Here is a 22198-nt window from a genome sequence, read left to right on the forward strand (position 1 = left end):
ATTAAAACCATCCCTATTCATTCCTGAAAAAACAGGTGAATAGAGGATGGTTATTTATGCTTTGGTGTATCCTAATTTTTCAGAAATTCGCTCAGCCGCCCACTTGATTTTTTCTGCAAAAATAGGCACATTTTCATTTTGGTAATTAGCTTCAATGCCAGCGATGCTAATACCAGCAATCACATCACCTTTATGATCGAAGATAGGAGCGGCGATCGCAGATGTATAATTCTCTAATTCAGAATGACTAATTGTGTAACCATCTTTTTGAGCTTGGTGAATCGCTTTATATAAATCTACCTTATCAGTGATCGTTCCCATCGCAAAAGGTTTTAATTCAACGGATTCAATATATTTCTCAATTTCAATAGCTGGTAAGAAAGATAAGATGACCCGAGAACAGGCCCCAGCGTATAAAGGACTTCTTCTGCCAATTGCCGTATATAAGCGAACCTTTTGATTGATATCGATTTTTTCAATATACATGGCTTCATTCCCTTGTTTAACAATTAAGTTAATGGCTTCATCTACATCATCATGCAACTCTTGCATAATGGGTAAAGCAAATTGCCGAATATCAAGCCTTGAAGAAACGAGTTGACCAAAATTAAGAAATATGAGACCTAATCGATATTTTGAATCCGTTCCCTTCTCTAAGAACCCCAGTTCCTCTAAAGAAGTTAACATGCGATAGACAGATGTTTTCGGAATGCCAGATAAATCTATAATTTCTTGGAAAGTTAATTGGGCATGATCTATAAATAAATTTAAAATATCCATAGAACGGACAACCGTTTTATTCTTACTATACATGATTTGTCTCCTTTATGTAGATATTCCTTCACCTATTGATAATTTAAAAATGAACCACTATCAAACTATCTACATAGGAAGTGGAAAAATACTCAATATAGTTTACTCCTATCATATCAAATTTTTAACAGAACAAAGTCAAAAATTATTAAACTTTTAAAAAGGAAATGGGGAAAAACTCTGTTGATTTTGGATTAAATAAAGAACGTTTATTCATGTTGATTGGAGTGGCTTTAAGGGAATTGATAGCGGAGATTAAAAAGGTGAATTCGCAGGAACAACATCGTTTAAAAGGTAGAAGAAATTAATATTTTCTTTGATAATCTAAAAGATTTAAAATCGCCTTAATGGTTTGTAAAAACTTATTGCAAAGAGGGTATTGATTTCTTATGAATTCTCTTAATTTATGGTTATGATTTCTTGGCTAAGGCTTTAATAATGGCTAAGGCTAAAAAAATAATTAATATAAAAACACTGCCTGGAACAGATGAAGAAGTACTGAACTTCTTGAGATTATCCAACTACAAAGATGTTAAAAATCTTTTAAATCACATACAACGAAGTGTAATTGTTAAAGAAGATAAGGTTGAATATGATTTGCATCGCAAAATAAAACGAGGCTTATCGACCCGTACTCTATGATGAGCAACTTATACTTTCATCATGAATTATCAAAGAAAATTAAAAAGATGAACGAAAACGCTAAGAGAAAAGAATGTATGTAAAAATTATTTCAAAAAAGAAAAGTAACAAGGAATTTCAAGTAAGAAATCCCGAAATATTCAAGAAAAAAACAACAATAAAGTTTAACATAGCCTTTAAAAAAGTGTACCTATAAATAAGTTTAGAGACATTTTGATTAATATTTTTTTCAAAAAACAGTCTCTTACTAAATCAAGAAGTATAGGCTCGATCAATAAAGCTTTATTTTTAACCTACAATTTGGCAAAGAAATATAAAAAGTGGGTGTCCCATTAAGGTCTGGCCTCGCACTCTAAATCAGTATGTAGTGTTTCATACACGTATCTTATACTGAATGTAGTTGCTGGGGGGCTGACCTTTTGCTATTGGGAGACCCTTATTGATTCAAGAATTATGAGTTTCAATTCGAGTTATCGACTTTGAAAAGCTACTTTTAAACCAAGCCCGAGATAGATCGCTCCGACGATTTTACCGCTAAAGCGACCGAGCCAAGATATCCGTTTAACCAGTCGTCCAAGTGGACGGATGCTTAAGGCAATCAGTGTCGTATATATCACACCTAAGAATACAAAGATTAGGCCGAGTGACAAGAATTGGAGAACAGATGTCCCGTGTTCAGGATGAACAAACTGTGGCAAAAATGCTAAAAAGAAGAGCGCTGTTTTTGGGTTAAGAACCTCTGTTAAAATTGCCTGTCCATACGTACTTAGAGACGAAACCGGAGAAACCTTTGGCAGCTTTGGATCGGTTGGCTTTTCTAATATCGCACGAATGCCGAGATAAATTAAGTAAGCAGCACCTGCAAACTTTACAATATTAAAAGCGAGTGCAGATGTCATTAAAATGGCAGAAAGTCCAACCGCGGCAAATATAGTGTGAATCAAATCGCCAGTTGCGAGTCCAATACCTGCAATCACACCAGCCTTACGCCCTCCTTGAACAGTACGAGTGGCTGTTAGAAGTACAGCTGGACCCGGAATTAAAAAGAGCCCAATTACGACTGCAATGAACGCGCCTAATGTAGATAATTCAAACATTGGATTTCCTCCCATTCCTTCAATATCGTCAAGTATAGTGGAGGATGTATTGTAAATCAACAACTGTTTAACATTTTTAAACAATGTTAGGATAGTATCAATTGTCTAAAAGAGAATAAGTTTAACCGTGCATAGATGCTATTTTACCGCAAAATGGTATCCATTTTTTAGAGGGAATGATTGCGCCAATTCGGTAGTATGAATATAAAGAATAGTAAGAGGAAAGTGTTGAAAGGTAAAATTCTGATCCATGTATTATTTCTATTTTTTATATTGGGAGCTTGTTCATGATAAGAGAGACTAATCTTTACGGACAAAGTGAAGCTTTAATCAATGGGGGGACTTCATCCCCGCTGATTGTACGTCCTGTTCTACTGTCGCTAAGATTCAATGAATACTAAGGACGCCGTGTCCTTTACTCTTTTGTTTGTGAGACCCACATTCTGTGGGCGCATAACTAGCCACAGGGTAAGTAGAATCACAGGTTTATAAGGAGTATTGAGGTGAAGAAGAATGGAAACGAACGTGATCATTTGTGCGGCATTGGCTTGTTGATATGGCTAAACAAATGAGTTAGAAAAACAATCATGCGCTAATGACAATCTGATCTTATATATGCTTGATATGGCTTGGCATTCACCGTTCATCTGAAGGGTTGACCCATTAAATAGAAGGTGTATATAAACAACAATTCTTGTTATCGAAAGAAATTGGTTAATAAAGAAAAAAGCTAGGGAGGGTTTGTTGATGAGTACTTTAAAAGTAGGTGTTATCGGATGTGGAAGTATATCTTACTATCGTCATTTACCCGAATATCATGCTAATAAGGAGGTTGAAATCGCTGCTGTTTGTGATATCGATGCAGAACGAGCTGAAAAAGTGGCCACGCAATATGGTGCTAAAGCATTTTCCGATTATAAAGAAGTATTGAATCTAGCCGAAATTGATGCAGTTAGCGTCTGCTTACCTAACTATTTACATGCACCTATTTCTATTGAAGCGTTGAATGCTGGAAAACATGTGCTTTGTGAGAAGCCGATGGCGACGTCAAAGGAAGAAGCAGAAGCAATGATTCGAGCTGCAAAAACAAATGGAAAAACGCTGATGATCGCACATAACCAACGATTTGTAGCCTCCCATCAAACGGCAAAAGAAATCATCGATTCAGGCAAGCTCGGAAAAATTTATAGTTTTAAAACAACATTTGGCCATCCAGGACCAGAGGAATGGAGTGCAGACGGTGCCGATAGCTGGTTTTTTAATAAAAAACAGGCTTTTATCGGTGCGATGGGCGACCTTGGCGTCCATAAATCAGATTTAATGCGTTATTTACTTGGAGAGTTTACTGAAGTTGGTGCATTCATTGAAACAAGTGCGAAGAACAATACAGAAGTGGATGACAATGCCATCTGTATTTTACGTACGAAAAGCGGAATTATCGGCACGCTTACAGCAAGCTGGGCTTATGTAACAGGTGGAGACAATTCTACGATAATCTATGGAGAAAAGGGCAATTTGCGATTAGAAGCCGACCCAGAATATTCATTAATTGAAGAATACCAGGATGGCAAAGTGATTCAGCATAAGCTTGATAAAATCCAGACGAATGAAGAGGCCGGCCAGACCAATTCACATGTTATCGACCATTTTGTAGACTGTATTTTGGAAAATAAAGAGCCACTAATCACTGGTGAAGAAGGATTGAAATCACTAAAAATCATTCTAGCTGCAATTGAGTCACAAAAAACGAAAAAAATTATTTCGTTGGACTAAGAGTGTTTGTGAGATGTGGTGGGCATAATAGTGTGCTTAGTTGAAATGAGGCAAATTGCCCCTCTTTTTTGCTGTTAAAACAGTTAGTTAGCACAATCTCTGCCGATACGATCGTTTGTCCGGGTAATAAGGAGAAGCTGAGGATCATTGGGCTATGGTTGCCTGTTAAACAGGGATAAAAATCTTCATTATGGTCATTTTGGAATATAATTTAAGTGCACATAAGTTTAAGGAGGGAAACTAATGTCTTTTAGCTTTACAGGCATTCATCATGTTCAATTGGCTGCACCACCAGGTTCTGAGGAAGTAGCAAGGAAGTTTTTTGTGGGAATATTAGGAATGGAAGAAATTGAACAGCCTGAGCCAATGAAAAACCGCGGTGGCGTCTGGTTCGGTTTTGGCAATTATCATCTACATATCGGCATTGAAAAGCCGTTCTCGCCTGCCAAAAAAGCACATCCAGCCTTCGAGGTTAAAAATTTAGAAGCTCTTAAAACCCATTTAATGAAAAATGATGTGCCGTTTAATGTGGATTATGATTACCCAGGAGTAAATAGAATTTATATCGAAGACCCTTGGGGGAATCGGGTTGAAATCTTAGAGGTGATGTAATATTGGACGACATTCTTTGTTTTGCCACTTCGAAGTGTTTGTTGCTACATTAAAAAGAAGAGCTAGACCACAACTTTTGATAATAGAAGATGTGGTCTGGCTCTTGGCTTCGCACTTTTTATAACTACATTGCCAGAGTCTAAGCATACCGTAAAAAAATTTTCTGAACCAATCGCCATTTTTTATCTAGAGGACGAAAGATTTATATAATCGGTTACTTGTATAAATGAAGTTGCGTTACAAATCATGCAATTCATTGATGTTCCCTCACATGTCATAATTCATCATTTTATCACGTTGTTCAGAAAGTAGTGCTTTATTAAAGTCAAATAATCGGCCCGCCAAGTTTCTCGATATTAGCAGAAACCTTAGAGAATTTTTTGAAATTGACTTTGAATTTCTCAGCAAGCTCGGTCGCTGTTTTTGTGTAAGCTGCTTGGTTCGACCAAGTTTTAATGGGTTGAAGAACTTCGTCTGGAACTCCTGGTACATGTAGTGGAATTTCTAGACCAAAGATATCATCTTTGATGGTTTCGATATGATTCAATTCGCCCTCAAGTGCTGCTTGAATCATCGCCCGTGTGTACGCGAGCTTCATCCGGCTACCTGTTCCATATTCTCCGCCTGTCCATCCTGTGTTTACAAGGAAGACCCTAGAGTTGTTCTCATCGATTTTTTTGCCGAGCATTTCTGCATAGCGTGTCGCTGGTAATGGTAGAAATGGTGATCCGAAACATGTTGAGAATGTTGCTTCAGGTGTTGTAACACCTCGTTCTGTTCCAGCCAATTTACTCGTGTAACCACTTAAGAAATGATACATAGCTTGTTCTTTTGAAAGCTTCGAGATTGGTGGCAGCACACCAGAGGCATCTGCTGTTAAGAAAATGATGGCATTCGGATGACCCGCTACACTCGGATGAACAATATTGCCGATTGCTTGTAGTTGGTATGCAGCGCGTGTATTTTCCGTTAATGTCCGATCATCATAATCCGCTATACGTGTGTCTGGATTCACGACCACATTTTCCAAAACAGCACCAAAGCGAATGGCATCAAAAATTTGTGGTTCTTTTTCACGTGATAGGTTGATTGTTTTGGCATAGCAGCCACCCTCGATGTTGAAAACACCATTAGAAGACCAGCCATGCTCATCATCGCCAATTAATTTTCGACTTGGATCAGCGGATAAAGTGGTTTTACCTGTTCCAGACAAACCAAAGAACAGAGCAACATCCCCTTCTCTACCGACGTTTGCTGAACAGTGCATCGGAAGAATTCCTGCTTCGGGGAGCAAGTAATTCATAATGGAAAAAACAGATTTTTTCATTTCTCCGGCATATTCAGTCCCACCGATTAGTACGGTACGTCGTTCAAATGAAATAATGATGAATGTTTCTGATCTTGTTCCGTCAACGATAGGATCCGCTTTGAAGCCAGGAGCAGAAATGACCGTAAATTCTGCTTGATGACCGAGTAACTCCTCATTATTCGGACGCACAAACAATTGATGGGCAAACAAGTTGTGCCAAGCATACTCATTGATGACCTGAATAGGAAGGCGGTGCTGAGCATCTGCGCCAGCGAATCCTTTGAATACAAAAATCTCATCTTTTTGTTTTAAATAGTTCATTACTTTATTGTAAAGGTTTGCAAAAGCATCTTCAGAAATAGGTTGATTCACCGGACCCCAGTCTATTTTGTCATTGAATGCTAATTCTTCCACTATATACTTATCTTTAGGAGACCGTCCTGTATATTTTCCGGTTTCTGCGCTAACTGCACCAGTTGATGTAAGAATGCCTTCATTTCGTTTAAGAACCTTCTCAACTAATTGAGGTACAGAAAGCTGTACGTTTACATTTGATCCGGCTAATAATTGATGTAACTCATTTGAAATGCCCACTGTATTCATATATGAGATACCTTCCTTTACTGTTATTTATAGAAGTAGTATAACACATTAGGTTTAATAGTCTATACTAATTGTAGTGTTAAACTCATTTTTTTCAGAAATAGGTAATTTACCCCGTATTATGGGCTGTAGCTCCTAACTTAAGGCTAAAAGGAATTGAAAAAGCGTATCGCATGTATTTGCGACACTAGACGGGACTAATATTCAGTGGGAATGAAGTAAAACTCCACTGATTGAAATAAAGGACCCATGGTCTCTCTTAATGGTTCCTAAGATTAAGGAAAAAATTCTTGACACTTTTCCGTGTATTACGTTATTATTTTAAATTGTACGGATTCTCTTATCCCGAGTTGGTGGAGGGACAGGCCCTAAGAAACCCAGCAACCTGCCGAAGTGTAGAAAGTTTGAGAAAGATTTATTGCAAGTAAGCAATTTTTCTTTTAATAATTTTGGCGTTGGTGCTAACCTGAGCAAGGTAAAAGACCCTTGAACGATAAGAGTGAAAGGATAGATTCAGTTAATAAACCTTTCCTCAATGACAGGGAAGGTTTTTATGTTTTTCGGGAACACTGATGAACAATGCTGAGAAGTTCTGCATCTATTATAGAAACCAATAAGGGAACGAGCTCCGTCAAAAAAAGGTGGATGAAATGGATGGGGTAAAATCCTCCGTTTGCGTACCTAACACATATTTTCAATATTTAAGGAGGAATTAAGATGTCAACAAAACGTCGTCTTTTTACTTCTGAGTCTGTTACAGAAGGCCATCCGGATAAGATTTGTGATCAGATTTCAGATTCAATTTTAGATGCTATTCTTGAAAAGGATGCTAATGCGCGTGTTGCATGTGAAACTTCAGTAACTACTGGTCTTGTATTAGTAGCTGGTGAAATTACAACATCTGCATATGTAGATATCCCGAAAATCGTTCGTGAAACAATTGCAGGAATTGGCTATACTCGTGCAAAATTTGGTTTCGATGCTGAGACATGTGCTGTTTTAAGTTCAATTGATGAGCAATCAGCAGATATCGCTTTAGGTGTTGACCAAGCGCTTGAAGCACGTGAAGGTACAATGAGCGATGCTGAAATCGAAGCAATCGGTGCAGGGGACCAAGGTTTAATGTTCGGATTTGCTTGTAATGAAACAGAAGAGCTTATGCCACTTCCGATTTCATTGGCACACAAACTTTCTCACCGTTTGACTGCTGTTCGTAAAGATGGCACGCTAGCTTACTTACGTCCAGATGGAAAAACACAAGTAACGATCGAATATGATGAGAACAATCAACCGGTTCGTGTTGATACAATCGTTATTTCAACACAACATGATGAAGAAACAACATTAGAACAAATTCAAGCAGACTTAAAAGAACATGTAATCAAAGCAGTCGTTCCTGCTGAATTAATCGATGCTGATACGAAGTACTTCATTAACCCAACGGGTCGCTTTGTTATCGGTGGACCACAAGGTGATGCTGGTCTTACAGGACGTAAAATTATCGTTGACACATACGGCGGATATGCACGTCACGGCGGTGGCGCATTCTCTGGTAAGGATGCAACGAAAGTTGACCGCTCTGCAGCCTATGCTGCTCGTTATGTTGCGAAAAACATCGTAGCTGCAGGACTTGCTGATAAAGCAGAAGTGCAATTGGCGTATGCAATTGGTGTAGCGCAACCAGTGTCAATCGCAATTGATACATTTGGAACTGGAAAAGTGAGCGAAGAGGTATTAGTTGACTTGGTGCGTGCTAACTTCGACCTACGTCCAGCTGGTATTATCAATATGCTTGACTTACGTCGCCCAATTTACAAACAAACAGCGGCTTATGGACATTTCGGCCGTACGGACATTGATCTTCCTTGGGAACGCACAGACAAAGCAGCAACATTGAAAGAACAAGCTCAATAATATCCAAAAAAAGAGGAATCCACATTGTGGGTTTCTTTTTTTTGGATAATTTACTAAGAAATACTGGGAGGTATGAGTTATTATAGAAGAGACTAGGAGAGCGTGTAAATGCGTTAAGCGATTTTCTAATTGTGAGGAGCGAGTCAATTTAAGAATAAATATGTGTAAAAGGGTGAAGGTCAGATCTCACATCTAAAAGCACTTGAACATAATATGCGATGAATAGAATATGAGGTCAGACGCACCCTTTTAATAAGATCAATCTAGAATTCGTTTCTCATTCTTGTAGTACTGCCCTTTTTCTGCGTATTCGCGGACGATGCGTTTCATGTCTTCCCGATCTGCATCGTTCAGTTCCCGCACGACTTTAGCGGGGCGCCCGAAAGCGAGTGTATGGGGTGGAATAACTTTCCCTTGTGGCACGAGGCTTCCAGCACCGATAAATGCTCCCTCGCCGATTTCTGCTTCGTCCAGAATGATTGACCCCATCCCGATAAGTGCTCCTTTGCGTAGTTTGCAACTATGTAGGGTGACTTGATGACCAACTGTCACTTCATCTTCAATAATGAGCGGGTTGTTTGGGCTTTGATGAAGAACGCTGTTATCTTGAATGTTCACTTTGTTACCAATAATGGTTGGCGCTACATCGCCGCGAATAACAGAATTGAACCAGATTGTTGTTTCCTCGCCAATCATGACATCGCCCGTTACGACAGCGTTATCAGCGAGATAGGCACTCGGTGCAATTTCTGGTTTTTTTCCTTTATAGGCGTAAAGAATCATTAATCCATCATATCCTTTCCGTTTCGTTATTTTTACTATACAATAGTTCGAGGTATTTCGTTATAATAGATTCAATCTTTATGCGATAATTAGACTGAAGTCTTAATCCGTGTACGAACAATTTTTGTAAATAGTATTATAGCCTGATAATCCGGGATAAAATAAAGAATAGCAAAGTGTAAATAAAGATTTAGCATCTTGAGGAATAGTAGGAGGAGATTTTCATATGTGGAAATGGGAGGCAGACGTTACCCCAAAAGGAGTCATCGTCATCGTTCATGGTGCTATGGAGCATCACGGACGCTATAAATGGCTATCACAAATGTGGCGGTCCGCCGGTTACCATGTGATTATGGGAGATCTTCCAGGGCAGGGTATGACAACTCGTGCATATAGAGGACATATTCAATCCTTTGATCAATATTTACTTGAAGTAAAAAAATGGATCGAGGAAGCATATCAATATTCCCTTCCGGTTTTTTTACTTGGTCACAGTATGGGTGGTTTAATTGCAATTAGACTACTCCAGCAAGAAGAGTTGGATTTAGCAGGGGTTATTCTTTCATCCCCTTGTTTAGGGTTAGTGAAACACCCATCTAAGCTAATGACTGCGATTTCGTTAGGATTGAATGTGACGTATCCGACGTTCAGAGTGGACTCAGGTTTAACCCCTGAGCTTGTCACAAGAAATAAAGAAGTAAGGGAGTCGGATTTAAACGATTCTTTATACGTAACGAAGGTTTCGGTTAGGTGGTATCGTGAGCTTACGAAAAACATGAAAGAAGCGTTTGAAGATATCCCTGAATTTCAGGATATTCCCTTGTTGTTGATGCAGGGAGGCGATGACCTCGTTGTCGATAAACGCCCAGTTCGCGAATGGTTTAATTATAATCTTTGTAGTGAAAAACAATACAAAGAATGGCCGCATTTATATCATGAAATATTTAATGAGCCGGAACGCGATGATGTATTTCAATATGCGCTAGGTTTTGTGGAAACGAGATTAAAGACGCTCGGGTATGTCCTCTGACGAAAGGATCACCCTCTTTTTTTGGCAACCATAATGAAATGTAAAAATAAAAGAATAATAAGAGTCAGGAGTAGCAGCACATGAAAAACGCAGAATTTTGGATCGAGAACTTAGCGATGATTCCTCATAAAGAAGGGGGATATTTTAAAGAAATGCTTCGCTCAGAGGGAGAAATAGTCACGGAAACTTCTAAAAAGAGACCGTATTACACGAGCATTTATTTCTTACTCCGTGCAGGAAATCCTTCTCATTTCCATCGTTTACAATCGGATGAAGTATGGTATTTCCATACTGGAGACCCATTGAATATACATATCATTCATCCAAATGGTGAATATAAAAAAGTGAAGCTCGGACTTAATGTGGAACAAGGAGAAGTTTTGCAAGCCGTTGTTCCAAAGGGAGCTATATTTGGGTCGGATGTAGCTGAAACTGCAGATTATTCATTAGTAAGTTGCATGGTCTCCCCTGGGTTCGACTATCAGGATTTTGAGTTATTTACCCAGCGTGAATTACTAGCAGATTATCCTAGTCATGAACAAATCATTAAGAAACTTGCTTATGAAGAGTTACCTGAATAAGATGTGAACGAGATTGGTTTAAAACGAGCCAATCTCGTTTTAAACCAATCCCGTTCGTATTGACTCCGTTTATTTAGTTTTCCCTTTTTCGGGTAAACCCGAGATATCTGTCACTTGAAAGTGTAAATCACCAAAATCCCCTTCGATTAATTCAAATGTAATGTAATAATGATTATAGGCCCTCTTTTCCCCTTCGCCGTGTATACTAGTTCTTTTGGCAACAACTTTAGCTGGGACCGTTAATCTAGGAGCATCATTATTGCTGCTCCAAGTTGAAATCCCCTTAATCATCGCAATGATTATAATTCCGAAAATAATGACAAAAACTATGATAAAAAAATAGGTGCGATTTCGAACAGAAAATCACTTTGTGCTCCATACATGGTGCTCGCCCCTTTAGTATTATTTTATATATACGATGGCGATTGGTAGCAGTTTCAGAAATAAGGAAATTTCCTATAAATAAAGTGCCAGACCTTACACAACATTAGAGTGTGAGGTCTGGCACTTTAAGGTACTCTATATTTTAAGATTTTACTTTCTTTTTTCAATAGCAACAATAAACGGCGGCTTATTCACCTGATTGATGAAACCGTATTGTAGAACATGAGCTTTGTCCTGGGGTAGCGACGTGGCATAATCGAGCAAGGCATTACGTTCGATTGCACCTTCTGTGTGACCATGGTAGATGACAAGAACGATGATTCCGTTGGGTGCCATGATCTCAAGTAGCTGTTCAATCGCAGCAATGGTTGTATCAGCACCGGTGACGATGGACTTGTCGCCACCTGGAAGATACCCTAAATTGAAAATGGCAGCTTTCACTTGACCATATTTGTGCTCTGGCACATTGGCTTTTATATGCTCATGCCCAGTATGAAAAAGCGTACATTGCTGCAGCAGATTTTCCGTTTGTAATTTTTCTTTCGTATTTGCTATTGCTTCCGGTTGAATATCGAAACCATACACATGTCCAGTTTCACCAACGAGTTGTGCCAGATATGCTGTATCATGTCCATTGCCACAAGTCCCATCTATTGCAATGTCACCCGGCTCAATTGTCTTCTCAAGCAGAAACCGAGCGAAGGGAAGAATTTTCATAAGTTTCATCGTTTTTCACTTCCAGTGTCATTGTTAAATTTATCCCGCTTTAACGGACAGTAAGACCCCACTTTAAAGCTAAGAGGAATCGGAGAAGCATAGGTGGGGGACAACTGTCCGTAAAAGCCCGATTGGTTCAACTAACAATCAGTTGGGGTGAAGAAAAACCCCACTGATTGAAGTTTCACTTTATCCCGCTTTAACGGGCAGTAAGACCCCTTAATGTGTCAAAGTCAAAAAATATACGTCGAATTTAAGATTTATGCTTCAAATCAGATTTGATAAAATTTCCCTTGCCAGCTGTCCCGTTTTCTTAGCTCTGCATCAATTGAATTCAACACATCCCATTTATTTACGCTCCACATTGGTCCGATCATCAAATCGATCGGACCGTCACCAGTAATTCGGTGAACAATCATTTCAGGGGGGATGATCTCCAATTGATCGACAACAAGGTTCACATAATCTTCTTGTGTTAAAAATTCGAGCATGCCTTTTTCATATTGCTTGACCATTGGCGTTCCTTTTAGTAGATGAAGTAGGTGAATCTTGATTCCTTGAACGTCCAATTTCGCTACTTCACGAGCTGTTTCCATCATCATGTCATAGTTTTCGAGTGGTAGACCGTTAATGATGTGTGTACAAACGCGGATCCCATGTTTTCTAAGCTTGGCAACGCCTTCTTGATACATTTTGTAGTCGTGAGCACGGTTAATGAGTAACGCTGTTCGTTCATGGACGGTTTGCAGCCCAAGCTCGACCCATAAATAAGTTCGTTCGTTCAGCTCAACCAAATAGTCGACAACATCGTCAGGAAGACAGTCAGGTCGGGTCGCGATCGATAATCCAACTACACCATCCTGACTTAGTACGCTTTCGTATTTTGCCCGTAATTCAGAAACAGGGGCGTGAGTGTTTGTATACGCTTGGAAGTAGGCCATATATTTTCCGTTTTTCCATTTTTGATGCATTTTTTCACTGATTTTCTTAAATTGAACATCCAACGGCTCAACTCGATCTCCAGCAAAATCACCTGAACCAGCAGCACTACAAAATGTGCAGCCACCATGTGCCACTGTGCCATCACGGTTCGGGCAGTCAAAACCGCCATCCAGTGCTACTTTAAAAACTTTATGTCCAAAATGCTTTCGCAAATGATAATTCCAAGTATGATATCGTTTATTGTCCATCGCATACATAAACGGCTTTGTTTGATTCAAATCAAAAACCTCCTAAAGCTAAGCTTTGCTTGATTATTATACTACAGTCAAGCGTTTCGAAAAGAGGAAATGGTGTAGTGATGTATTTTTGTATGAAGGACATGAGGGCGGGGCTTCGCAACTTATTAAAATAACCACTACTTAGTTTATTATAGAATGTCACTAAATCCAGCTTCACACCGCCACCATTATGATTTGGTGAGTATATTGTACTACTTGCTTGATCATTCATGATAATGACGCTTTAACGACATATTAGTTTTGTACCAAAATTACTTAGAAAATGGCATAGATAAAAATAACCTGAAACTAGTTATATTGTGGTTTTTCATGCAATTCATCTCTCCACTTCTTTTTATCCCGCAATAACGGGCAGTATAACCTCCACCTCTATAACTTAGAGGAATCGAGGAAGCTTAGGTGGGAGGGAACTGCCCGTAAAAGCCGGATTGGTGAGATACAGTGGAACTTGCCGATGCGTGAGCAAAGGTTTAGTTGAGGCCCACAGGATGTGGCGTACTTAGTCTGTGATTCATTGATCGGGTTCGTAGTTTCACTTTATCGTGATATTTGTTTCATACCGTGCATATATTCAATAGAGTAAAAAATGTGAGGTGTAGAAATGGATCAACAACGAGAGATGTTTACTCCGATGAAATCATATGTTCCTTTTCGTGGCTTATTCGATCCTTGTCCACCAATCGGAAAAAAGTATTACAGTACTCCGCCTAATTTGTATTTAGGATTTCAGCCACCAAATCTTGAACAGTTCACTCCGCAAGAGGCTTTGAGAAAAGGGACGCTTTGGAAGGTGTTCTACGATTACTATGACAATCCTTATAGGCGGGGAGGAGATAGCGGACATGGCTAATACGATGCCGATTGAGTATTATCAGCAATTGGAAGAGATCCAAGCCATTGATTTTGTCATTGATGAATTGGTGCTATACCTAGATACACATCCCACTGACCAGAATGCCATCCAACAATATAATCACTTTGCCCTATACAGCAAACAAATTAAACAGAAATTTGAAGAGTGTTATGGTCCTTTGCAAAAAGGAAGTGTGAATAATCGGCAGGATTACTGGGAATGGAGTGGTCCTTGGCCATGGCAAGTTTAAGCAGAAAGAGGTGGGGAAATCTTGTGGATTTATGAAAAAAAACTACAATATCCAGTGAAAGTAAGTACGTGTAACCCAACACTTGCTAAGTATTTAGTGGAGCAATATGGAGGGGCAGATGGTGAGCTTGCCGCTGCCCTCCGCTACTTAAATCAACGGTATACGATTCCTGATAAAGTTATTGGACTGTTAACAGACATTGGTACAGAGGAATTTGCCCATCTTGAAATGATTGCAACGATGATTTATAAACTAACGAAGGATGCGACACCTCAACAATTAAAGGAAGCAGGTCTTGGGGAACATTATGTACAACATGATAGCGCACTATTCTATAATAACTCAGCAGGTGTTCCTTTTTCTGCTACTTATTTTCAGGCGAAAGGAGACCCAATTGCTGATCTTTATGAAGATATTGCAGCAGAAGAGAAGGCAAGAGCTACTTACCAATGGATTATCGATATGTCTGATGACCCAGATTTGAATGACTCTTTACGTTATTTGAGGGAAAGAGAGATTGTACATTCCCAGCGGTTTAGAGAAGCGGTAGAAATACTGAAAGACGAAAGAGATCGCCAGAAGTTTTTTTAGGAAAAAGACGATTCTTCCGCAATTAGGAAGGTCGTTTTTTTGATGAAATGGGTGTTTAGTTCTGAACGATTCTAGTTAGATACAAAATTTCTATAGTTGAATGATATTGACAATATTAGGAATAGAAAGTATAGTTAAATCAATTTTAATACCAACTAATCCAATGTGAATAATTTAATCGTGCTTATTATTTTTTGAATAAGAAAAAATCTATTGTGAGTACTATGCCGAATCTAGCTATCGTTAGGTTTAAGGGGTAACAAAAATTCTTCTTACAGCAAGTAATGAAATAAAGTGAAACTTCATTCAGAGGAATTGTACTGCCCGTTAATAGGGGATAAGATCCAAATCCATTAAAGAAAAAGGGGAAGATGAGATGACAAATGAAAATGAATTGAAATTCGATACGATTGCACTGCATGGAGGACAAGAGATTGATCCTGTTTCACGTTCAAGAGCGGTACCAATCTATCAAACTACGTCTTACGCATTTGATGATACCGATCATGCTGCATCGCTTTTTCAAATGCAGGAAGAAGGGTACATCTATTCGAGGAACGCCAATCCAACGAATGCAGTATTGGAAAAAAGATTAGCGCAATTAGAAGGCGGTGTCGGGGCATTTGCAGTCTCCTCTGGACAAGCGGCTATTTCCATTGCGTTATTAACACTTGCAAAATCTGGTGACGAAATCGTTGCGACCAATGCTTTATATGGGGGAACTTATAATTTGTTCTCGAAAACATTGCCGCGTTTTGGAGTTACCGTTCGGTTTGTAGATGGAACGGATTTTCATGAAGTTGCGAAAGCGATAAATGAAAAAACAAAAGCTATATTTACAGAAACGATTGGGAACCCAGGATTGCAAATTGCTGATTTGAAAGTTCTTAGTAGAATCGCTCATGAACATGGTGTGCCACTAGTCGTTGATAATACATTTACGACGCCTTATTTAACAAGGCCGATTGAGTTTGGCGCTGATATTGTCGTTCATTCAATAACTAAATTTATCGGTGGTCATGGTACATCGATTGGGGGAGCTATTGTAGACTCAGGGAAATTTCCGTGGGATAACGGTAAATTTCCAGAGTTTACGAAAAGGCAAGCTAGTTTGAATCATCATTCTTTTGTGGAGCTTGGAAAGGAGCGAGCATTTATTTCTAAAGCACGATTTGAACTTGGCCATGATCTAGGTTCCTCTTTATCTCCTTTCAATAGCTGGTTATTTATTCAAGGACTAGAATCATTATCTTTACGCGTGAAACAGCATGTGAAAAATGCTGAAAAAGTTGCCGAGTATTTATCACGGCATGAGCAAGTTGAATGGGTGAATTATCCGACGCTTAAAGATGATCCGCAATACGAACTAGCCAACACTTATCTACCTAAAGGCGCCGGATCTATTTTCACGTTTGGAATAAAAGGCGGTCTAACATCAGCTAAAGCGTTTATTAACTCTGTAAAGCTTTTGTCGCATGTTGCTAATATTGGTGATTCAAAAACGCTTGTCATCCATCCTGCAAGCACGACTCATTCAAGATTGTCACCGGATGAACAGCTTGATTCTGGTGTAACCCCGGAGCAAATTCGCTTATCGATTGGTTTGGAAGATGTGGATGATATTATTGCCGATATAAATCAGGCCCTACAGGCAAGTAGAGAAAAACAAGTTAATTAAGAAAAGAGATAGTGGATTGTTTTGTTAATACAGGGCAATCTGCTATTTTTTTAAAGCCGTGAGGAGGGAAAGTAGCAATGGATTTAAGGACGATTAAAACGTTTCAAACGATTGTGAAATACGGAAGCTTCCAACGAGCAGCAGAGGAATTAAAATATGCTCAATCCACTGTTACAACTCAGATCAAAAACCTCGAATCAGCTTTAGGAGTTACTCTGCTTGAAAGAGGGAAAAATCTGCAGCTCACCGAAGCAGGCAAGTTATTAAATGAGAAAGGAGATCTCTTATTAAAAGGATTTGAAAATCTCCAGAGCGCAATGGAAGACCTAGTTAATGGGGAGTCAGGCATAATCAGAATCGGTGTGATGGAACCCACAGCTAGTTTTCGATTTCCGCAAATCTTACCTCCGTTTAAGAAAAAATTCCCAAAAATTCAATTAAGTATTCAAATACATAGTGTAAAGATTTTAAGCGAAATGGTAAAAAAGGACGAAGTGGATTTAGCGATATGCACAGCACCGGAGCAGGCATTAGGTACAATATTTGAGCCGCTTTTTACAGAAGAAGTAGCTCTTCTGACACCGGATTCTCATTATCTAAGCGAAAAGGAAACGATTTGTTTGAAGGATTTAGAAAATGAACAGTTATTGGCGACCTCATCATTCTGTCCTTTTCGGAAGAATTTAGAAAAGCAACTGATAGAAGCTGGTATTAATCCGAACTACGGAATAGAAGTGAGTAATATGTTGGCATTAAAACACTTCGTTCAAACGGATTTTGGGATAGCAGTTGTCCCAGTTATTGCGATAACACCTTTATTAGAAGGGACCGTCATTAAGCCAATTATGGATTTTGATAAGGGATTAACAGTCGGGATCATGAGAAATGAGGAGCGATCTTATCAAGGAAAAGCTATGGAGTATTTATTAGAATTACTCCACCAAGGATTAAAAAAGCCTGTAAACAGTCTAACCGAGTAGCTAAACTTGCTTATTCATTATTTTTGAATTTTCTCTTCAATTTTTTCAATTATACAAAAATTATGAACTGCGTTATAGTTAAAAATATATTAATCATATAAGTTAACTGAGGATTAAGAATAAGATTCGGAGAGGGGAACTTTTATGTTAGTCGCTGCTGTAATTGATTTGGAGGAAACGATTGTCCCATTTATAGATGGAACGGTGATACGAATTTATGATACAGAAACTGCACAATACGAGGATTTCAGAAATCCCGCCATTGATGTAAAAGAAGGACGGAGGGGAGCGGTTTTACAATTTGCTGAGGAAAAAGGAGTAACCGCATTTGTCGCACCGCCTCAAACGTTTTGTGAATTATCCTATAAGAAAGCTCAAGCGGATAAGGTGAAATTCTATCATTTAACAGCAAACGTTAAATTTGAAACGTTTCAAAAGTTATTAGTCCATCAACTAGTAAAGGTGCAGGATGCCCTTTCAGCAGATGAAATAGCTCCGAGTTATGTACCAGTAAAAAACGAAATATAGTCAAGAGTTAAAAAATGAAATCGTTACGGGGTGAATAACATGAGTGTAGAGAAAAATGGGGTTCACATAAGTATCCAACATTTAGAAAAATCATTTGGCGATATAGAGGTTTTACGAGACATTCATTTAGAAATCCAGCCTGGTGAATTTGTTGCAATCGTTGGAAAGAGCGGTTGTGGCAAAAGTACATTGCTTAGGCATGTTGCTGGGTTAGAAGTAGTGAGTGCAGGAGAAATCAAACAAGATTATCACCGAATTAATGGATTGAACCAAACAGCCAGAATCATGTTCCAAGATGCACGCTTATTACCCTGGGAAACGGTTTTAACGAATGTTGGGATAGGAATTGGGTTGAAAAAGAATTGGAAAGAACAAGCGAAGAAAGCATTGCAACAAGTGGGGTTGGAGGAACGTGCAAATGATTGGCCTTCCATCTTATCTGGCGGACAAAAACAACGGATTGCTTTAGCGAGGGCTTTGGCTGCACAGCCAAGATTGTTATTGCTAGATGAACCATTGGGTGCTTTAGATGCGTTAACAAGAATTGACATGCAAGAACTCATTACAGACCTATGGCAACAGAAAAAATTCACGGCACTTTTAGTTACACATGATGTTAGTGAAGCCATTATGTTAGCGGATCGTGTCGTACTTATTGAAAAAGGAAAGGTGCATATGGACATTCAAGTTCCGCTGCCTCGTCCTCGTAATCGTTCCAGTGCTGTCTTTGCTGAATTGGAAGAAAAAGTTCTGGCAGAAGTTTTAGGTAAGAAGGTGGGTAAAAAAGATTCCGGACAATTAAAAAGAGTCGCCAATGAATAAAGGAGGGATTTTTTATGGTTGAATTTATTACAATGGCTCCGACTTCAGGAGACGGACAGTATGTTGGCAATTCAAATGTTAATTCGCAAAGAATGGATAGTTGGACAGGAACGGATGAAAGTGCGGAACGGCTCCCTACATTGGAATATATAAAGGCAATAGCTCAGGCAGCTGAAAAAGGCGGCTTTACATCATTACTGCTACCCACTGGGGGAAATTGCCTTGATTCTTTGGTCGTTGCCTCCAACCTTATTGCACATACAGAACGTTTAAAATTTTTATTTGCTGTTCGCCCAGGTTTTACAGCACCTGCCACATTTGCGAAACAGTTTGCGACCGTTGATTATTGGTCAGGCGGCAGAGCTTTGATCAATATCGTAACAGGGGGTTCCCCTAAAGATTTAGCTAGTGATGGTGATTTCTTAGATCATGATACGAGATATAGGCGTACAAGAGAATTCATCCAAGTCTTGAAAAAATTATTTACCGAAGATTATTTTGATTACGAAGGTGAATTTTATCAGTTGGAGAATGCCTCGCTATTTCCAAAACCGGCACAAACACCGCAAATTTATTTTGGAGGAGCTTCAGAAATCGGCAAACAAGTTGCAGCTGAAGAATCCGACGTCTATATGATGTGGGGAGAAACGTATGAAAATACGAAGAAACGGATCGATGAAATAAAGGAATTAACAGCAAGGAAACAACGAGAATTAAGTTACAGTGTATCCTTTCAAGTTGTTCTCGGGAACACAGAAGAAGAGGCGTGGGAGAACGCAAACAAACTGATTAGCAAAATAGCTCCTAAAGTTTTGGAACATAAAAATGAACAAAGTGCGAACGGAGATTCTGAAGGCGTTAAACGGCTTCATCAATTGATGAAAAGCGGGAAAGATAATCAATTCAAAATTGGTCCGAATTTGTGGGCGGGGTTAACCCAAGTTCTTTCTGGCAATTCAATTGCACTAGTTGGGACTCCTGATCAAGTAGCGGATCGAATCGTCGAGTTTGTTGATCTTGGCTTTGATAAAGTACTTTTAAGAGGCTTTCCTCATCTAGAAACGATTGAACAAGTGGGAGAATTGGTTATACCGAGAGTGCGGGCAAGACTAGCTCAAAAACAGCCGATATAAAACTGTTTGATAGAGAAAAGTGAAAGATTATTAGAATCTAACGTATGATTGGAGAATCTAAATGAAACATATAAAACTAGGAAAAAGATCTTATTTGTTCATCAGCCTGATGATTGCCGTGCTGTTATTAACGGCATGCGGAAAAGTTACTGGATCAAATGCAACGAGTAAGGAACTTCGAATCGGCTACCAAAAGAATGGCACGACTTTAATGCTGAAACAAAAAAAACAATTGGAAAAGGATTTAGAGGAGTCTGGTTATAAAGTAACATGGTCCGAATTTAACACAGGATCTTCGATACTAGAAGCATTGAATGCTGGCAGTATTGACATTGCAGGAGCGGGCGATATTCCTTCGATCTTTGCCCTTTCTAAAGGCAGTGATTTCAAATATATTGCCAGTGAACCTTCTTCTCCTAAGACGGAGGGGATTTTGGTTAGTAAGGACTCTTCGATTAAATCGTTAAAGGATCTGAAAGGGAAAAAGATTGCTTTTAATAAAGCTTCAATTGCCCAGTATTTGTTAAATCAAGCTCTAGCATCTGTTGGATTAACTCTGAATGATATTGAGCCGATGTATCTTAATCCGCCTGATGCAAGTATTGCATTTGAACAAGGTCAAGTTGATGCTTGGGTCGTATGGGATCCTTATATGACGGTCTCTGAAAGTAAAGGCAATATTATTTTACAAGATGCCCAAGGGATCGTTCCTTTGAGATCGTTTTATTTTAGCAGTTCCAAGCTTGCTGAAAAAAATCCAGAAATCGTCGAGAAAATCGTCCAACATATTGCGGATACAGGAAATGGAATAAATGAAAACCCAACCGAAGCAGCTACATTATTAGAAAAAGAAACGAATATTCCACATGCAACATGGGAAAAGGTGTTAGGTAGAAAAAAATCTGATGTCCATTTTATGGATCAACAAGCAGTTAACGATTTACAGGCCGAAGCCGATGATTTATTGAAACTTAAACTAATCGATCAAGAAGTTAAAATCGCAGAACATGTATGGGATCCAGAAAAGAAGAAATGAAGGAAGACTTACGTGGGGAAGGAGTAGGAAATGAAAAAGAAAAATTGGGCAAAATCATACGATAAAGCGACTCCTTGGCTCCTGCCATTTTTATTATTAGTACTATGGCAATGGTTATCCAGTGCCGGCTGGATTTCTTCAAAAGTATTGCCGACGCCCATTGAGGTAATAGCAGCTGGAATTCAACTCTCAGCAAATGGAGAGTTGGCGGGAAATATTGGCGTAAGTTTTACACGTGCATTTATTGGCTTCATGATCGGTGGTGGAATTGGCTTGTTTTTGGGGCTTTTGAATGGTATTTTTCCAGTTGCAGAACGGTATTTAGATGCGACGATTCAGATGCTCAGAAACATTCCACACTTAGCTTTAATACCGATAGTTATTCTATGGTTTGGAGTTGGCGAAGAGGCTAAGATTTTCCTAGTGATAATCGGTGTGTTTTTCCCGATTTATATTAATACTTATCATGGGATTCGCTCTGTTGATAGAGGGTTAATCGAGATGGGGAAAGTGTATAGTCTTTCAAAGTGGAAGTTATTTTCAAAGATTATTATCAAAGGAGCATTACCTTCTATTTTGGTAGGTTTGCGCTACGCCTTAGGAGTTATGTGGTTAACCTTAATTGTAGCTGAAACGGTTGCTGCAAGTTCTGGGATTGGTTATATGGCCATGAATGCTCGGGAATTTATGCAATTAGATATTGTGGTATTAGCAATTGTTTTGTACGCATTGCTTGGTAAACTTGCCGATTCATTGGCTAAACTACTTGAAAGATATTTACTAAAATGGAATCCAGTTTATTGGAAAAAATAAAAAATATGGAAGTGT

Annotated in this window: 23 protein-coding genes and 1 riboswitch; of the genes, 16 read left to right on the plus strand and 7 right to left on the minus strand. The window is 38.9% G+C overall.

Annotated features, from left to right (window positions below):
- Positions 1–54 precede the first annotated feature (54 nt).
- Positions 55–813, minus strand: coding sequence for an IclR family transcriptional regulator (locus HNP81_RS05745; protein ID WP_182501897.1), 759 nt, complete (start codon positions 811–813; stop codon positions 55–57).
- Between the two features lie 420 nt (positions 814–1233).
- On the opposite strand from HNP81_RS05745, the gene HNP81_RS05750 reads away from it, so the two are divergent.
- On the plus strand, positions 1234–1455 hold the full coding sequence (locus tag HNP81_RS05750) for a hypothetical protein (RefSeq protein ID WP_182501898.1): 222 nt from the start codon (positions 1234–1236) through the stop codon (positions 1453–1455).
- A gap of 470 nt (positions 1456–1925) precedes the next feature.
- Here the strand turns inward: HNP81_RS05750 and HNP81_RS05755 are convergent, their stop codons facing one another.
- Entirely contained in the window at positions 1926–2552 is a 627-nt protein-coding gene (locus HNP81_RS05755; protein ID WP_028392606.1) for a LysE family translocator, read from the minus strand.
- A 747-nt stretch (positions 2553–3299) separates the two neighbouring features.
- Between HNP81_RS05755 and HNP81_RS05760 the strand changes: the two genes are divergently transcribed.
- Complete coding sequence (locus HNP81_RS05760) at positions 3300–4325, plus strand: Gfo/Idh/MocA family protein (protein ID WP_028392605.1); 1026 nt, start codon at positions 3300–3302, stop codon at positions 4323–4325.
- A 243-nt stretch (positions 4326–4568) separates the two neighbouring features.
- Positions 4569–4937 carry a VOC family protein gene (locus tag HNP81_RS05765; protein WP_182501899.1) on the plus strand — a complete coding sequence of 123 codons (369 nt, stop codon included), beginning with the start codon at positions 4569–4571 and terminating at the stop codon, positions 4935–4937.
- Positions 4938–5262: 325 nt separating this feature from the next.
- Here HNP81_RS05765 and pckA read toward each other — a convergent pair whose 3' ends face one another.
- Positions 5263–6849: a phosphoenolpyruvate carboxykinase (ATP) gene (pckA, locus tag HNP81_RS05770; RefSeq protein WP_182501900.1), complete on the minus strand. Its 1587-nt coding sequence runs from the start codon at positions 6847–6849 to the stop codon at positions 5263–5265.
- 337 nt (positions 6850–7186) lie between these two features.
- Positions 7187–7349, plus strand: a riboswitch (SAM riboswitch).
- A gap of 217 nt (positions 7350–7566) precedes the next feature.
- Between pckA and metK the strand changes: the two genes are divergently transcribed.
- Positions 7567–8763 carry a methionine adenosyltransferase gene (gene metK, locus HNP81_RS05775; protein ID WP_182501901.1) on the plus strand — a complete coding sequence of 399 codons (1197 nt, stop codon included), beginning with the start codon at positions 7567–7569 and terminating at the stop codon, positions 8761–8763.
- A 258-nt stretch (positions 8764–9021) separates the two neighbouring features.
- Here the strand turns inward: metK and HNP81_RS05780 are convergent, their stop codons facing one another.
- Positions 9022–9543, minus strand: a complete 522-nt coding sequence (locus tag HNP81_RS05780) for a gamma carbonic anhydrase (RefSeq protein WP_182502180.1) — start codon at positions 9541–9543, stop codon at positions 9022–9024.
- A gap of 229 nt (positions 9544–9772) precedes the next feature.
- On the opposite strand from HNP81_RS05780, the gene HNP81_RS05785 reads away from it, so the two are divergent.
- Positions 9773–10576, plus strand: coding sequence for an alpha/beta hydrolase (locus HNP81_RS05785; RefSeq protein WP_182501902.1), 804 nt, complete (start codon positions 9773–9775; stop codon positions 10574–10576).
- Positions 10577–10656: 80 nt separating this feature from the next.
- Positions 10657–11157: a cupin domain-containing protein gene (locus tag HNP81_RS05790; RefSeq protein ID WP_182501903.1), complete on the plus strand. Its 501-nt coding sequence runs from the start codon at positions 10657–10659 to the stop codon at positions 11155–11157.
- A 69-nt stretch (positions 11158–11226) separates the two neighbouring features.
- Here HNP81_RS05790 and HNP81_RS05795 read toward each other — a convergent pair whose 3' ends face one another.
- From HNP81_RS05795 to mnmL, 3 genes are all read right to left on the minus strand, one after another.
- The gene (locus tag HNP81_RS05795; protein ID WP_246399253.1) at positions 11227–11448 is read right to left on the minus strand and encodes a DUF2500 domain-containing protein; all 222 of its coding nucleotides are present in this window, start codon (positions 11446–11448) and stop codon (positions 11227–11229) included.
- 243 nt (positions 11449–11691) lie between these two features.
- Positions 11692–12267, minus strand: a complete 576-nt coding sequence (gene mnmM, locus HNP81_RS05800; RefSeq protein ID WP_182501904.1) for a tRNA 5-(aminomethyl)-2-thiouridylate-methyltransferase MnmM — start codon at positions 12265–12267, stop codon at positions 11692–11694.
- A gap of 263 nt (positions 12268–12530) precedes the next feature.
- A complete protein-coding gene (gene mnmL, locus HNP81_RS05805; RefSeq protein ID WP_182501905.1) occupies positions 12531–13478 on the minus strand; it encodes a tRNA modification radical SAM protein MnmL/YtqA in 948 nt (315 codons plus the stop codon).
- Positions 13479–14118: 640 nt separating this feature from the next.
- On the opposite strand from mnmL, the gene HNP81_RS05810 reads away from it, so the two are divergent.
- From HNP81_RS05810 to ssuC, 10 genes are all read left to right on the plus strand, one after another.
- Positions 14119–14349 carry a spore coat associated protein CotJA gene (locus HNP81_RS05810; protein WP_028392595.1) on the plus strand — a complete coding sequence of 77 codons (231 nt, stop codon included), beginning with the start codon at positions 14119–14121 and terminating at the stop codon, positions 14347–14349.
- Positions 14342–14602: a spore coat protein CotJB gene (locus HNP81_RS05815; protein WP_028392594.1), complete on the plus strand. Its 261-nt coding sequence runs from the start codon at positions 14342–14344 to the stop codon at positions 14600–14602. The genes HNP81_RS05810 and HNP81_RS05815 overlap by 8 nt, the downstream gene beginning before the upstream one ends.
- Positions 14603–14623: 21 nt before the next feature.
- The gene (locus HNP81_RS05820) at positions 14624–15193 is read left to right on the plus strand and encodes a manganese catalase family protein (protein WP_028392593.1); all 570 of its coding nucleotides are present in this window, start codon (positions 14624–14626) and stop codon (positions 15191–15193) included.
- A 376-nt stretch (positions 15194–15569) separates the two neighbouring features.
- Positions 15570–16871, plus strand: a complete 1302-nt coding sequence (locus tag HNP81_RS05825) for an O-acetylhomoserine aminocarboxypropyltransferase/cysteine synthase family protein (RefSeq protein WP_182501906.1) — start codon at positions 15570–15572, stop codon at positions 16869–16871.
- Between the two features lie 77 nt (positions 16872–16948).
- The gene (locus HNP81_RS05830; RefSeq protein WP_182501907.1) at positions 16949–17851 is read left to right on the plus strand and encodes a LysR family transcriptional regulator; all 903 of its coding nucleotides are present in this window, start codon (positions 16949–16951) and stop codon (positions 17849–17851) included.
- Positions 17852–17995: 144 nt separating this feature from the next.
- Positions 17996–18379, plus strand: a complete 384-nt coding sequence (locus HNP81_RS05835) for a hypothetical protein (protein ID WP_182501908.1) — start codon at positions 17996–17998, stop codon at positions 18377–18379.
- A 39-nt stretch (positions 18380–18418) separates the two neighbouring features.
- The gene (locus HNP81_RS05840) at positions 18419–19201 is read left to right on the plus strand and encodes an ATP-binding cassette domain-containing protein (protein WP_182501909.1); all 783 of its coding nucleotides are present in this window, start codon (positions 18419–18421) and stop codon (positions 19199–19201) included.
- A 14-nt stretch (positions 19202–19215) separates the two neighbouring features.
- Complete coding sequence (locus HNP81_RS05845; protein ID WP_182501910.1) at positions 19216–20334, plus strand: LLM class flavin-dependent oxidoreductase; 1119 nt, start codon at positions 19216–19218, stop codon at positions 20332–20334.
- 61 nt (positions 20335–20395) lie between these two features.
- Complete coding sequence (locus HNP81_RS05850; protein ID WP_182501911.1) at positions 20396–21370, plus strand: aliphatic sulfonate ABC transporter substrate-binding protein; 975 nt, start codon at positions 20396–20398, stop codon at positions 21368–21370.
- A gap of 30 nt (positions 21371–21400) precedes the next feature.
- A complete protein-coding gene (gene ssuC / locus HNP81_RS05855; protein WP_182501912.1) occupies positions 21401–22183 on the plus strand; it encodes an aliphatic sulfonate ABC transporter permease SsuC in 783 nt (260 codons plus the stop codon).
- Positions 22184–22198 lie beyond the last annotated feature (15 nt).

This window comes from Peribacillus huizhouensis (genome assembly GCF_014138605.1).
GTDB lineage: Bacteria > Bacillota > Bacilli > Bacillales > DSM-1321 > Peribacillus > Peribacillus huizhouensis.

Coding starts and splice junctions, on each gene's coding strand:
- HNP81_RS05745 (WP_182501897.1), bottom strand. CDS start 813: ATGTATAGTAAGAATAAAACGGTTGTCCGTTCTATGGATATTTTAAAT.
- HNP81_RS05755 (WP_028392606.1), bottom strand. CDS start 2,552: ATGTTTGAATTATCTACATTAGGCGCGTTCATTGCAGTCGTAATTGGG.
- HNP81_RS05760 (WP_028392605.1), top strand. CDS start 3,300: ATGAGTACTTTAAAAGTAGGTGTTATCGGATGTGGAAGTATATCTTAC.
- HNP81_RS05765 (WP_182501899.1), top strand. CDS start 4,569: ATGTCTTTTAGCTTTACAGGCATTCATCATGTTCAATTGGCTGCACCA.
- pckA (WP_182501900.1), bottom strand. CDS start 6,849: ATGAATACAGTGGGCATTTCAAATGAGTTACATCAATTATTAGCCGGA.
- metK (WP_182501901.1), top strand. CDS start 7,567: ATGTCAACAAAACGTCGTCTTTTTACTTCTGAGTCTGTTACAGAAGGC.
- HNP81_RS05785 (WP_182501902.1), top strand. CDS start 9,773: ATGTGGAAATGGGAGGCAGACGTTACCCCAAAAGGAGTCATCGTCATC.
- HNP81_RS05790 (WP_182501903.1), top strand. CDS start 10,657: ATGAAAAACGCAGAATTTTGGATCGAGAACTTAGCGATGATTCCTCAT.
- HNP81_RS05795 (WP_246399253.1), bottom strand. CDS start 11,448: ATGATTAAGGGGATTTCAACTTGGAGCAGCAATAATGATGCTCCTAGA.
- mnmM (WP_182501904.1), bottom strand. CDS start 12,267: ATGAAACTTATGAAAATTCTTCCCTTCGCTCGGTTTCTGCTTGAGAAG.
- HNP81_RS05810 (WP_028392595.1), top strand. CDS start 14,119: ATGTTTACTCCGATGAAATCATATGTTCCTTTTCGTGGCTTATTCGAT.
- HNP81_RS05815 (WP_028392594.1), top strand. CDS start 14,342: ATGGCTAATACGATGCCGATTGAGTATTATCAGCAATTGGAAGAGATC.
- HNP81_RS05825 (WP_182501906.1), top strand. CDS start 15,570: ATGACAAATGAAAATGAATTGAAATTCGATACGATTGCACTGCATGGA.
- HNP81_RS05830 (WP_182501907.1), top strand. CDS start 16,949: ATGGATTTAAGGACGATTAAAACGTTTCAAACGATTGTGAAATACGGA.
- HNP81_RS05835 (WP_182501908.1), top strand. CDS start 17,996: ATGTTAGTCGCTGCTGTAATTGATTTGGAGGAAACGATTGTCCCATTT.
- HNP81_RS05840 (WP_182501909.1), top strand. CDS start 18,419: ATGAGTGTAGAGAAAAATGGGGTTCACATAAGTATCCAACATTTAGAA.
- HNP81_RS05845 (WP_182501910.1), top strand. CDS start 19,216: ATGGTTGAATTTATTACAATGGCTCCGACTTCAGGAGACGGACAGTAT.
- HNP81_RS05850 (WP_182501911.1), top strand. CDS start 20,396: ATGAAACATATAAAACTAGGAAAAAGATCTTATTTGTTCATCAGCCTG.
- ssuC (WP_182501912.1), top strand. CDS start 21,401: ATGAAAAAGAAAAATTGGGCAAAATCATACGATAAAGCGACTCCTTGG.